Genomic DNA, 13458 nt, shown 5'->3' on the forward strand with positions numbered 1-13458 from the left:
AAGCCCTTCCACGACGGAAGGGCTTTTTTTTGCATGGGCTAGTAGGTTTTACTCAGATCTCAGCTTAGTCATTAAAAAAATTTCAACAGGTCAAAGGTTCTTCAAAAAATAGTCGTATATATTGAAGTATCAAACCAGCCAAAGCTCAAAAAATGCTTAAATCAATTCGAATTACACCTTCGTATGTATTGACTCTATCAATAGTGTTAATTTCATCGTTGTCCATTCTACCTGGATCAGGACAGAATTTTTATGATATTAAAACCATTCAAAAAATTGAAATCACCTTTTCACAAAACAATTGGGATTATCAACTCGATACCTCCAAAGCCGGTGCTGAAGGTTACATCATGGCAAAATCCGTAGCGGTCAATGGAGTTGTATTTGATAGTGTCGGTATAAAATATAAAGGCAACAGCACCTATAATGCTAATCAAAAAAAGAACCCTTTCCACATTGAGCTTAATACTTACAAAGAGCAGGACTACCAGGGTTATACTGACATCAAACTAAGCAATAGTGCCAAAGACCCCACTTTTATTAGAGAAGTGCTATCTTATGAAATATTAAGGAACTACATGGATGCGCCTCTTGCCAACTATGCCAATGTGTATATCAACGGCTCCTTGATAGGCCTGTATCCTAATGTTGAATCCATTTCCAAAAAATTTGTAAATAACCACTTCTATTCTAATAACAATGCTTTTATAAAATGTAATCCTATAGCAGGAGCCGGCCAAGGTACCATGGCTAAACCCAATCTTGTATACCTGGGAAAGGATAGCAGCGCTTATGATGCGGCCTACGAATTAAAATCCGATGATGGCTGGAGCGCGTTGATTGCTCTTTGTGATACGCTCGCAAACAATATCAATGGCATAGAAAACATACTGGATGTAGATCGGGTATTGTGGATGTTGGCTTTTGATAATGTTTTTGTCAACCTGGATAGTTATATCGGTGTATTTTCTCAAAACTATTATTTATACCAGGACGACAACGGTTTATTCAATCCAGTAGTCTGGGATCTCAATGAGTCATTAGGCACTTTTAGTCAAACAGGTACGATCAACTTGCAGAATACCATTGCCAAACAGCAAATGACCCATCTGCTCCATCTCAATGATGCTGCATGGCCGTTGATACAAAAACTGCTCGCTATCCCCCGATATAAGCATATGTATATTGCCCATATGAAGACAATGATTTCAGAATTTTTTGCCAGCGGTACCTATTTTACCAGGGCTAACGAATTGCAAACCATCATCAATGCAGCAGTCCAGGCTGACCCAAATAAGTTTTTTAGCTATGCACAATTTCAAAGCAATCTGACTTCTGACATTTCGGGAGGTATGGGCGGGACACCGGGTATTAAAAACCTCATGGACGGGAGAAGTACCTATTTGTTGGCATTGACAGATTTTACAGCGACGGCACCTTCCATCTCCAATGTCAGTGCATCCAATAACGCTCCGGCCATCAATAGCACTTTGTATATTAATGCAACAGTGACCAATGCTAAAGAAGTATTTATCGGATATCGGTTTTCAAAAGAAAGCCCATTCACCAAAGTCAAAATGTTTGATGATGGAGTACACAATGATGGTACGGCAGGCGACCAGGTATTTGGAATAGATATCACCATGAAGACTGCTTTTGCGGAGTATTATTTTTACGCCGACAATTCGAACGCCGGTATTTTCTCCCCAGTAAGAGCTGAACATGAGTTTTATAATTTATATGCTGTACAATCAACTATTCAAAAAGGAGAGTTAGTCATCAATGAACTGATGGCTGATAATGGTGCTACGATAGCTGATGCACATGGAGACTACGATGATTGGATCGAACTATACAATACTACCTCTAACACAATTAGTCTTGACAATCTGTATTTGTCTGATTCTTATACCTCTACACAAAAGTGGAAATTTCCTGATGGAACGACCATAGGTCCAAAATCCTATTTAATCGTGTGGGCAGATGATGATGAAGATCAGGAAGGCATTCATGCTACCTTCAAATTATCAGCCACCGGCGAGCAAGCTATTTTATCATATGCTGATAGCTACGTAGTAGATAGCATCAGCTTTGGTGCGCAAACCAAAGATATTTCTTATTTGAGGTGCCCAAATGGAAGCGGTACTTTTAAATTGTACACACCTTCTTTTGGTGCAGAAAATTGTTTGACCACCGCCTTAGGTGAGGTAAATCTCAACAATCAAGCGGAAGCATTAAAAGCGATTGTTTTTCCAAATCCGGCAAATGATTATATAGACATTCAATTTTTGGGGCCAAATAGTAAGCCCTTAACTGTGGAGCTCTTTGATGTATCGGGCAGGATGGTTCAAAAATCGAGAATAGCTGCTAAAGCCACCACCGCACGGCTGGAGACTACCCTTGTTCATTCAGGAACCTATCTACTTAAAATTTCAAGTGAGCACGCAGTAACTTCCAAAATAGTTATGATTGCAAAATAGTTGGTTTATGGTTGTCCGCTACTAGTTCCTGCCTTATTTACATATTATGGAGAACCCAACACGTTTATGCCCGGGTCATGGTAAGACAGGACTTTGTTGATTTTAATTTGTAGACGAAATTCGATGTACTAAAACTGAGAAAATTAATCCCAGGGAAAGGAGTAACGAATTACAAATAAAGTCGTAACGCTAACGATATCTCCTGCTCCGGGATTGCAAAACCTATTTATTTCCAAGCCCGGTTATTTGGTTATTTTATATCTTCATCCAATACCTTGGACAGAGGTGGAAGAGGAATAACCTTCCTACCACTGATCGATTTTTAAAATAGCTTACCTTATTCTGCAGATGAAAAAATTAATATTGTTTGGTGCCATTCTTCTATCAGTCTATTCCGCCCAGGCACAATTTAACACCCAGGCCTGGCGAGGCAAAAAATGCGCCGTAGCCATTACTTACGACGATGCTTTAAATGTACACCTGGACCATGCACTTCCGATATTGGATTCTTTGGGACTGAAGGCTACTTTTTATCTGACCACCTATACTCCTGCTTTTAAAAACAGGATGTTTGAGTGGAAAGCTGTAGCAGCCGAAGGGCATGAACTAGGAAATCATACTTTATTCCACCCTTGCCTCGGGGGCACGCCTGGCCGGTCCTGGGTACGACCTGAGTACGATATGTCTACTTATACTATCCGTAGGATGTCCGACGAAATCAGGATGACCAATGTCATGTTGGAGGCCATCGATGGACTCAAGAAAAGAACCTTTGCTTTTACCTGTGGGGATATGATGGTCAGCGATGGTTCTTTCGTCGAGCAGATCAAGCCTGATTTTAATGGAGCCCGGGCAGTGCGACATGAGATGCATCCTATCCAGGCAGTCGATCTGTACAATATCGACTGTTATGCCATCAACGGCGAGTCAGGAGCCCAGATGATCGACCTGGTCGAAAAAGCCATGGCGACCAATTCACTGCTGGTCTTTTTATTTCACGGTGTAGGGGGAGAACACAATATCAATGTTGACCTCGAAGCCCATCGGGAGCTCTTGCAGTACATCAAAGCCAATGAAAAAGACATCATGGTCGCCCCCATGGTAGAGCTGGCCGATCATATCCGCGACTGGCAGACCCGTGACAATATCCGTAAGCTTACCAATGAAGATCACCAGGATATACTGCGACAGCTGGGCATCACCTCCCTCAGGCCGGGCGCCAACGGCAGCAATCCCAACGCCCCCAACGCCGCTAACTATGACGAATCCAAGGCCAACCCCTATCCCAAGCTCCCGGATCCACTAAAATTCAATAACGGCAAAAAAGTCAATACTGCTAAAAAATGGGATCAGCGCAAGCTAGAGCTCTTTGAGGATTTTGACAGAGAAGTTTATGGCCGGATGCCCGCCAATACACCCCAGGTCCGGTGGGAGATCGTGAGTAGCAGGGATACCATATTATATAGTACTCATCCTGTGAACACCACGCAGCTGATAGGCCATGTAGACAATACCTCCTATCCTGCCATCAGCGTCGATATCCAACTGAGCCTGACGATTCCTATCGGCTCCTCTGCAAAGGTTCCCGTAGTCATGGAGCTTGGATTTGGATTTCCGCCAGGTTTCAGACCTGCCAGGCCCCCTACCTCAAACGAACCATCGTGGCAGCAACAGTGCCTCGACAAAGGCTGGGGCTACGCTGTGCTGGTCCTCTCAAGCATCCAGGCTGACAATGGAGCCGGTCTGACCCAAGGCATCATAGGACTGATGAATAAAGGTGCACGACGCAAACCCGATGATTGGGGCAGTCTCCGTGCCTGGGCCTGGGGAGCGAGCAGAGCAATGGATTACTTCAGTACCAACCCCAGGGTAGATGCTTCCAAAGTAGCGATCGAGGGCCACTCCAGATATGGCAAAGCAGCTTTGGTCACCCTCGCTTATGATACAAGGTTTGCGACCGGCTTCATCAGCTCCTCAGGCGAAGGTGGCGCCAAACTCCATCGCCGCAACGCCGGAGAGATCGTAGAGAATGTAGCCGGCAGCAATGAATACCATTGGATGGCAGGTAATTTTATCAAATATGCCGGTCCTAAAAACTGGGGTGATCTGCCTGTAGATTCCCATGAATTGATCGCCTTATGTGCTCCCAGGCCTATATTCATCAGTGGAGGCAATGTAGGAGATGGCTGGGTTGATTCCAGGGGCATGTTTATGGCTGCCGCTGCAGCCGGGCCAGTCTACAAATTGTTAGGCAAAAAAGATTTGGGTACTACAGTTTTTCCATCGGTAGAAACAGGATTAATGTCTGGCGAAATTTCTTTCAGACAACATAATAGTGGGCATACCCCTGGACCTAACTGGCCGGTGTTTTTGGAATTTGCTGCCAGGTATTTTAAGTAGGAGGGCTTACTAATTCGTACTTTCTATCGTAAAAACAATTCTAGAATATATCTCTATAAATCATGAATTTGCAAAAGTCCTGGAGATTCATTTGGAAAGCAAAAAGCAAGGCAGACAAGTTAACGCTGGTTCTGTTAGTCATTTATCTGATTGCTATAGTGTGGATATTGTTGTTTAAATTAGGCGTACGATTTTCCTACATGGAACACAGGCAAGTAAATTTAATTCCATTTAAAGACCTTATCTTAAATGGTAAAACGGAATATGATGAAAGCATCATGAATGTGATTATATTTTTACCGCTAGGCATTTATACTGGTACTCTAATTAAAAAATGGAATTTTAGTACCCATATGCTCTCTTTTCTAATACTCACATTAATAATTGAAAGTATTCAGTTTACTTTTAAGATTGGGGCTTTTGATATTACGGATGTAGTTACCAACACTTTAGGTGGGATAATTGGATTCATGACTTATAAAGCAATTCTACGAGCTTTTTTTAAGCAATCTAAAGCGCACAATTTCATCAATTTAATAGCAGCGATAGGGTCTGGCTTAATGATTTTATTTTTATATTTACTTAAAACAAATCATTTGGGAATAAGATATCAATAAGAATAAATTTTCCATGTAAATAAAAAATACTTATGTAAATACCCTCCGACATACATTTGCCATTCACCTGATTCTTGATGGAATAGACTTAAAAGAGTACAGGAGTATCTTAGAAAAAGTTTCCCTGGCATTACAGCCCTCAATAACCAGATCACAGACAAGATTAAGACGGATGTAATATCCACGCTTGACAATTTGGGAAAAGCCAACAATTTCTGCTGACTTCTTACCCATCTGAAAAAATATTTTGCGAAAAAGGTATGTTGCACTTATATTTGCAACCGATTAGTTTCACTACTAAACAAAATGACTTATGCGTAGAGACATATTTCAAGCCATTGCTGACCCAACCAGGAGAGCCGTCCTCGTTCTACTTGCAGTACATGCTACAACACCAAACGCTGTTGCCGAAAACTTTAAGAGTACACGGCAGGCTGTGTCAAAACACCTGCGTACACTTACAGAATGTGACCTTGTAAGAAAGAATCAAAAAGGCAGAGAGATTTACTACTCGCTTAAAAGTGACAAAATGAAAAAAATAGACCAATGGATAGAGTAATTCAGAAAAATTTGGGAAACCCGATTCAATCAATGAGATAATTTATTAACCACTAATAAAAAAAATAAAAAATGAATATTTTACAATTTGATTTTATAGTTGACAAATCAACCAACACTGTTTTAGTAACCAGAGAATTTGATGCGGAACTGCCACTTGTTTGGGATGCGTTTACTTCAAAAGAAATTCTAGACCAATGGTGGGCACCTAAGCCTTTCGAATCAAAAACGAAAGTAATGAACTTTGAAGTTGGTGGCCGAAGATTTTATGCAATGGTTAGTCCTGAAGGACAAGAAATGTGGTCTGTTCAGAAATATACTTCAATAACTCCAAAAACTAATTTCAAATTCATTAGTGCTTTTGCAGACAAAGATGAAACCCCTCATTTACCAGGTTCAAATTGGGACTTGAATTTTACTGAACAAAATGCCCACCCGGACGACCCAGTCATCCATGGAATAACTAAAGTAAGTATTACCATTTACAATGAATCGCTTGAACGCATGGAAAAAATGATTAAAATGGGCTTCAAAGAAGGCTTTACAGCTACATTAAACGAATTAGAAAATTTATTATCCACATTAAATAAATATCGCAATGAAAGCGTATAAACTAAAATTCTTGACCGTATTAGTGATAGCGAGTCTAATAGGTTGTGGAGATTCTCAGCAGAATTCTCACCAAAACAATAACATTGATACAATTTCCAATGAAACTTTAGCAAAAAAGCCAAATATGATTACTCAAAAAATAACACCTTGTCTTTGGGTTGATAAGGATGCGAAAGCAGTAGTAGATTATTACCTTACTATTTTCAAAGATGGTAAACTGAAAGAATATCACCAATATAAGAATCCACCGCAAGAAACAGGGCAAGACGGTCCAGATAACTTCGAAACTGCGGTTATAGAAATTGGTGATATTGAATTTAGTATTTTAGCTGCAGGTCCATACTTCAAGTTTAATGAATCTGTTTCGTTTGTTATAAATTGTAAAGACCAGGCAGAAGTAGATTACTATTGGGATGCTTTGACTGCAAACGGTGGTGAAGAAAGTTCTTGTGGGTGGTGTAAAGACAAATATGGTTTATCGTGGCAGGTTGTTCCCGTTGAATATTTTGAGCTTATTAACAGCGATGATCCTAAAGTTAGAGAAAAGGCAATGAAGAATACATTTAATCAGAAAAAATTAATACTTTCAGAACTTAAATGAACTGAATAATTTCGGTTAAGAAGGACTATTCAGAATTTGAACACTAGTAAGAATTAAAACTGCCCATCATTAAGTAGACGGCCCTGTCTTCTTTCTATAACAGATCTGACGACTCAGACGAGTATCTTATGATCCTAGACAGAGTAGATTGAAAAAAAGACTATCGAACGAAGGTAATTGAACGATTGGAATACTATAATACTTTTGTGCTACATTTGGGCAGAAGGAATTCCAATTCCAGTTCTTTTTAAAATGCTACACTTTGGCGGTAATAAGGCCTTCAAGCAATTTTATCATCTAAGAAATGAAACTCTATTTCTAATTATTTCAATTAAACATGGATACATTAACCGCCTTACTCTGGATAATTTGGACTTTTGATGAAAATTAAGAATTTAGTTAAGTCAAAATAAACTTTATTGCAAAAAAATAATTACTATTGAATTATGAAAAATAAATTCCTTCTAATTGTCCTACAAATAAGTATGATGGCCTATTTAACGCTTTCAGCACAAGCCCCTTTGTTGCAAAATGTATCAGGTAGAAAAACGATTTCACTTGATGGTCGCTGGCAATCTCAAATTGATATGTATGGGGTAGCTTCAGGAGATCGTTCGGGACTTGTCAAGGATAGAAAGCCTGTAAAGTATGAGTTCAAGGGTGACAATTTAAGGAATACAGAACTGGTTGAGCAAGATTTAGATGTTGGAGAACAACTGCAAGTACCTGGTGACTGGAATACACAACGCGAAAATTTATTCTTTTATGAAGGAAATATGTGGTACAGAAAAAAAATACCTATTACACCACAAACAGGTAAACGCTATTTTCTGCATTTTGGGGCAGTTAACTATGAGGCAGTTGTTTACTTGAACGGCACAAAATTAGGACAACACGAAGGTGGTTTTACAGCATTTCAATTCGAAGTCACTTCATTACTTCAATCAGGAGAAAATACAGTGTTGGTTAATGCAAATAATATTCGAGGAGAAAATAATATACCGACCAATATTACAGACTGGTGGAATTACGGAGGAATTACCCGATCTGTAAATCTTATTGAAGTACCTGAAACATATATTTCTGACTATTTTATCCAATTAGAAAAGGGAAAGACTACTGATATCAAGGGCTGGGTAAAGTTAGAAGGATCACAAAAGAATCAAAATATTACAATAGAAATTCCTGAAATCGGTGTAAAGCAAACGCTCCAAACAGATACTGCTGGTCTAGCCCTCCTAAGTATCAGTACCAAAAAACTACAACTTTGGTCACCTGAAAACCCGAAACTATACCCAGTAAAACTAAATTCTACTTCTGATACGGTTAATGATAAAATTGGTTTTCGTACTATCGAGACACGGGGAACAGAAATCCTGTTGAACGGAAAGCCTATCTTTTTAAAAGGAGCAAGCATTCATGAAGAAGCTCCATACCGCACCGGTAGATGTTATTCAGAAGGTGATGCACGTACTTTATTGACCTGGGCAAAAGAGCTGGGCAGTAATTATGTTCGTTTGGCGCATTACCCGCACAACGAAATCATGACTCGTATGGCAGACGAAATGGGTTTAATGGTATGGTCGGAAATTCCAGTGTATTGGGCAGTTAAATTTGAAAAGCCTGATGTATATGCAAAAGCTGAAACTCAATTAGTTGAAAATATCAGTCGGGATAAAAATAGAGCTTCTATAATTATTTGGTCAATGGCAAATGAAACACCCGAGACAGGGGATAGACTCAACTTTCTAAAAAATCTTATTACAAAAACCAAAAGCATTGATGCCACCCGACTTACTGCAGCAGCCCTATTTTCAAAACCAAGCAAAGGTCTTCAAACCATCGAAGACCCATTGGGCGAGTATGTAGATGTGATGGGTTGTAATGAATACATTGGATGGTATACACTCCCTGCTGAACTTGCACCGACCATTAAATGGACATCTAAATACCAAAAGCCTTTAATTATGAGTGAGTTTGGTGGTGAAAGCGTGGCGGGATTGCATGGTAAAGCAGACGAAATTTGGACAGAAGAATATCAAAACCGTATTTATGAAAACCAGGTAAAAATGTTTGATAACATTACATTACTAAGCGGGACAACAGCTTGGGTTTTAATGGATTTTCGCTCCCCCTTGCGTCTGCTACCACGAAAACAAGATTTTTTCAATCGCAAAGGTCTGGTTTCAGACAATGGTATTAAAAAAATGGCTTTTTATACTTTACAAAAATGGTATAAAGGTAAATAAGTAAGGAAAAGAAATTGTATTATGCGGAAATATTTACTAATGTGTTAGTTGCCGATTAACAGTAACCAATCAAACCCGTACAAAGAGTGCATTCAGTTTAGTGTAATTAAATGTAGGTAATAAAAAATACCCAATCGCATGACAAAGAAAAGATCGGTAGATATTGACATAAGACGAAGGACAATATTATGAATGAAGTGAGGAGAAGCGCCCTTCTACTGCAAACAAATGCTAAATGTAATTGCAGAGTGAAGTGTTTAACCTAAGATTTATCTCCATCCAAAGTTGTTCAAAAGGACAGGCGCGGTTTAAAACCCAGCAACTGCGTATTGCCAGTCGTTTATTACATAAAGCAAAAGAAACCAAATATATATGACAAAATTCAAAATTATATCAGTAGTAATTCTTTCAATTGTTATAGTCAGTTGTAATTCAGATAAGACCAAATTGAACAAGGAAATTCAGAATGTCAACAATTGGGAAACACAAATAGATCCCTTGACCAAACATATAAAACCTTATAAACCTGAATTACCCACTATTGGGTTATTAATGTATAATGGAGTGCTTCAAAGTGAGGTGATTGCAACTTCCGATGTTTTCGCCAAACCTAGCGAAGCAAGCAAACAGCTGTTTAATGTGGTAACAATCGCTCAAACCGAAAAACCAATTACAACCGAAGAAGGAATAAGAATTGTACCTGATTATACTTTTAGAAATTGTCCCAAATTGGAAGCACTATTTGTTCCTAGTGCCTATGATATGTATTCACAGGTCCAGAATAAAGAAATAGTAGATTTTATAAAGGAAAAGAATGAAGAAGCAAAATACATAGTGAGCAATTGTGCAGGAGCTCAATTGATTGGTGTCTCGGGAATTGCAGATGGGAAGAAAATTGTGACTTGGATTGGTGGACGAGAACAATTACAGAAGGATTATCCAAACCTAAAAGTCCAAAACGACAGTTCGGTAACATTTGTCGAAGATGGAAAATTTAGCTCTTCTAATGGGAATTTAACAAGTTATATTTCTGCCCTGAAATTATTAGAGAAAATGACTAATCTTGAACATAGAAAATTTGTAGAATCCTATTTATATCTCGAAAGGCTCCAAAATTGGAAAGAATAAAAAAATAATGTAACTCAACACAACCTACACTGATCATAGCGGCTAAACACCGTATAGCCACCCATCAGTCTTAACTATTTCAATACCTCCAATAAATAGACGATTATACTATGACACTTCTAACTGAAATTTCACTTCTTGCAGGCAGCTGCCTAATTTTGGCTGATGGAACTTGACTACGTAGAAAATACCATGCAAAAAAACATCTAAATACATTGAACTCAATACAAAATAAATAATATGGCAACAACAGACAACACAACGCATTTTGCTCCCGAATTGCACATCCCCAATAGGACCATCAATATTGATTTTTACACAAAATTCGGTGCTACTGAAAATTTTTGCTTCAGGAACGATGATGGGAGTATTCACGTAGCCGAGTTAGAAATCAATGGTGCCATTTTTCATGTCCACGAAATAATGCGTGAAGCTCTTGAACCCATAAGTGCTAAAGGGGTAACTTCAATTATAGGTTTGTTTGTTTCTAATGTGGAAGAAGTTATGCAGAAAGCTATTCAGGCAGGTGCTACTGAAATTAACCCTACCACAGACCATGATTATGGCTACAGACAAGGCATGTTCAAAGACCCCTTTGGACACTTTTGGCAAATACAAAAGAAAATCTGACTGAATAGCTAAAACAGCAAAGCTGGCAAGATGCGTTTTAAGACAGCCGAGACTGATGAAGTCGAAAAAATTAAGTCTTAAATATTACCCGGACCATTTACTCTAAAGATTGGGGATAGGTAACATAAAAAACGATATTTAACCTAATTTGCCATGGACAATTGATGCCCACAATGTCATTTAGCCAAGCGAGTATATAGCAGTCCACATTAAGTTTGTTATCTTTACTTTGTGTGTTCAGCAGGACAAAACGAGGTTCCAAATCCGCGTGCGTCAAAACCACAACGTTAGCACTAAGCGCAACACAGATATCGCAAAACATAAGCACAATGATAAAAAAGATCTACTTAAGCCTTCTGATAGCAATGATTACATCCAACCTTATTTATCCTTGCTCTGCCATTGTACTGAAAAATGAAAATCAAATACTGCTAGCAAAAAATTTTGATTGGACTTATCATGATGGCATCATCATCAAAAACCTTCGTAGCATATCAAAAACTGCATACTATACACATCAAGGTGAACCTGCTCAATGGACGAGCAAGTATGGGAGTATTACTTTCAACCAAAACGGCAAGGAAATGCCTTATGGCGGAATGAATGAAAAAGGATTAGTGGTTGAAATGCTTTGGCTTGATCTAACCAAGTATAATATCAACGAAGAAAAAAAGTATTTGAACGAACTGGAATGGATACAATATCAATTAGATAATTTTGAAACTGTTCAGCAAGTTATTGACCATTTAAATGAAGTTAAAATTTATCCAATCAAAGGCAAAATTCACTATATACTTACGGACAAAACAGGCGAATCAGTCATCATTGAGTATCTAAACGGTATGCCGACAACTTATAAAAAAGAAGCCAATGTTTGCCAAACTATTACCAACCATTCTGTTCATCAATCAGAACCTTACAAAAATCAAATAAAGGGAATAAGAAAAAACAATACTGCTCCAACATATCGCTATTATCAGTTGGAGCAGAAAATTTCTAACTTTAAGATTAAAACCGAATTAAACGAAGCATATGCTTTTAATGTCCTGCAAAAAGTTACCATCCCGAAAGGGGACTTTAGGACAATGTGGAGCATCGTTTATAATGTACATCAAAAAAGCATTTCCTTTTTAACAGATACGCATAAGGAAATAAAAAACATTAGACTACCAGATTTAGATTTCGGAGAAGAACTAACTTATTTCCCTCTCCACCAAAACGAGATAATCAATTTGAGTAGAGAATTAAAGTCGTTTACAGAACATATTAGTTATTCCTATCTGTCCCCTTCACTGATACACCTTGGTTTTGATGAAACAGTTACAAAAGACATTAGCCAACACCAATTCCTGCAATCGAAAGGCGTATCAAGCTACTTTGCCAGCAATTATTTTCATTTTGAAATTTCAATTCCGTTAGAAGAAGAAAAACAAACGGTGTTTATAGCCGTAATGGACAGTGAGGAGCAATTTAAAAAACGGGAGGTAGTTACCGGCGGATATCTTTATGGAACAGTTCCAAACAATGGAACACTTATGGTACACATTTACGGTTTAAAGAACGGAAAATATTCAATGCTAACATTTATTGACAACAATAAGAACCGAAATTTGGACTTTGATAAGCAAGGAAAAGCAATGGAAAAATATGCAACATTCAGCCACTTTACATTTGCTAACGAAAACGAATTGACCTTTTCAAGTACTTCGGCAGATTTTAGTATTTCAAATGCACAAGTAGCTGTAAAGTGGAATCATTAGGATAGACAGTCTCTTTCATGTAGGCAAGCAGCTGAACTACCTTCTATTCTAGTATTACGAGCAACCTTCGATAAAGATTCATCGAATAGGCAACTCAAGCAGAGCTGGAGTTCCATTCACACAAAATCAGGCCGGAACACTAGTAAGTGGTGACTTTACGATGCATTACTTCTTTTTTGTTTGGTAGAAATAGCAACAACCGTATATATCGGTTGGCTGTCATGGAATTGGAAAAATATAGAAACAGTTTAAAATTAGTAGCAATTTTAAAACCGAAACAACAACAGCATGTGGAGCAGCATCCGGTAGAAAATGCCTAATTTAGATCCGGATCAATTAATGTAAATAATACAAGTTTCATAAGAAATTGTTTTCAAATGCCAAACGTTCAATATGCGCGGCCGTTATGAGTAATTTAATAAA

Annotated in this window: 9 protein-coding genes and 1 pseudogene; all 10 read left to right on the forward strand. The window is 38.4% G+C overall.

All coding sequences use genetic code 11. The features are described 5' to 3' along the window. Window positions 1-152 precede the first annotated feature (152 nt). The gene (locus IPJ09_11600; GenBank protein MBK7372065.1) at window positions 153-2480 is read left to right on the forward strand and encodes a CotH kinase family protein; all 2328 of its coding nucleotides are present in this window, start codon (window positions 153-155) and stop codon (window positions 2478-2480) included. A gap of 348 nt (window positions 2481-2828) precedes the next feature. Then, window positions 2829-4880: a polysaccharide deacetylase family protein gene (locus IPJ09_11605; GenBank protein MBK7372066.1), complete on the forward strand. Its 2052-nt coding sequence runs from the start codon at window positions 2829-2831 to the stop codon at window positions 4878-4880. 62 nt (window positions 4881-4942) lie between these two features. Continuing rightward, complete coding sequence (locus tag IPJ09_11610) at window positions 4943-5497, forward strand: VanZ family protein (protein MBK7372067.1); 555 nt, start codon at window positions 4943-4945, stop codon at window positions 5495-5497. Window positions 5498-5810: 313 nt separating this feature from the next. Beyond that, window positions 5811-6092: pseudogene (locus IPJ09_11615) on the forward strand (winged helix-turn-helix transcriptional regulator). A gap of 35 nt (window positions 6093-6127) precedes the next feature. Then, complete coding sequence (locus tag IPJ09_11620) at window positions 6128-6667, forward strand: SRPBCC domain-containing protein (protein MBK7372068.1); 540 nt, start codon at window positions 6128-6130, stop codon at window positions 6665-6667. A gap of 124 nt (window positions 6668-6791) precedes the next feature. Next, complete coding sequence (locus IPJ09_11625) at window positions 6792-7268, forward strand: VOC family protein (protein MBK7372069.1); 477 nt, start codon at window positions 6792-6794, stop codon at window positions 7266-7268. A gap of 446 nt (window positions 7269-7714) precedes the next feature. Beyond that, window positions 7715-9517, forward strand: a complete 1803-nt coding sequence (locus IPJ09_11630; GenBank protein MBK7372070.1) for a beta-glucuronidase — start codon at window positions 7715-7717, stop codon at window positions 9515-9517. 372 nt (window positions 9518-9889) lie between these two features. Next, the gene (locus tag IPJ09_11635; GenBank protein ID MBK7372071.1) at window positions 9890-10645 is read left to right on the forward strand and encodes a DJ-1/PfpI family protein; all 756 of its coding nucleotides are present in this window, start codon (window positions 9890-9892) and stop codon (window positions 10643-10645) included. Between the two features lie 240 nt (window positions 10646-10885). After that, window positions 10886-11275 (forward strand): VOC family protein, encoded by a 390-nt coding sequence (locus tag IPJ09_11640; GenBank protein MBK7372072.1) that lies wholly within the window; start codon window positions 10886-10888, stop codon window positions 11273-11275. Window positions 11276-11604: 329 nt separating this feature from the next. Further along, window positions 11605-13035, forward strand: a complete 1431-nt coding sequence (locus IPJ09_11645) for a linear amide C-N hydrolase (GenBank protein ID MBK7372073.1) — start codon at window positions 11605-11607, stop codon at window positions 13033-13035. Window positions 13036-13458: the final 423 nt, after the last annotated feature.

The sequence above is a fragment of the Saprospiraceae bacterium genome, from assembly GCA_016709995.1.
GTDB lineage: Bacteria > Bacteroidota > Bacteroidia > Chitinophagales > Saprospiraceae > JADJLQ01.

Coding starts and splice junctions, on each gene's coding strand:
- IPJ09_11600 (MBK7372065.1), top strand. CDS start 153: ATGCTTAAATCAATTCGAATTACACCTTCGTATGTATTGACTCTATCA.
- IPJ09_11605 (MBK7372066.1), top strand. CDS start 2,829: ATGAAAAAATTAATATTGTTTGGTGCCATTCTTCTATCAGTCTATTCC.
- IPJ09_11610 (MBK7372067.1), top strand. CDS start 4,943: ATGAATTTGCAAAAGTCCTGGAGATTCATTTGGAAAGCAAAAAGCAAG.
- IPJ09_11620 (MBK7372068.1), top strand. CDS start 6,128: ATGAATATTTTACAATTTGATTTTATAGTTGACAAATCAACCAACACT.
- IPJ09_11625 (MBK7372069.1), top strand. CDS start 6,792: ATGATTACTCAAAAAATAACACCTTGTCTTTGGGTTGATAAGGATGCG.
- IPJ09_11630 (MBK7372070.1), top strand. CDS start 7,715: ATGAAAAATAAATTCCTTCTAATTGTCCTACAAATAAGTATGATGGCC.
- IPJ09_11635 (MBK7372071.1), top strand. CDS start 9,890: ATGACAAAATTCAAAATTATATCAGTAGTAATTCTTTCAATTGTTATA.
- IPJ09_11640 (MBK7372072.1), top strand. CDS start 10,886: ATGGCAACAACAGACAACACAACGCATTTTGCTCCCGAATTGCACATC.
- IPJ09_11645 (MBK7372073.1), top strand. CDS start 11,605: ATGATAAAAAAGATCTACTTAAGCCTTCTGATAGCAATGATTACATCC.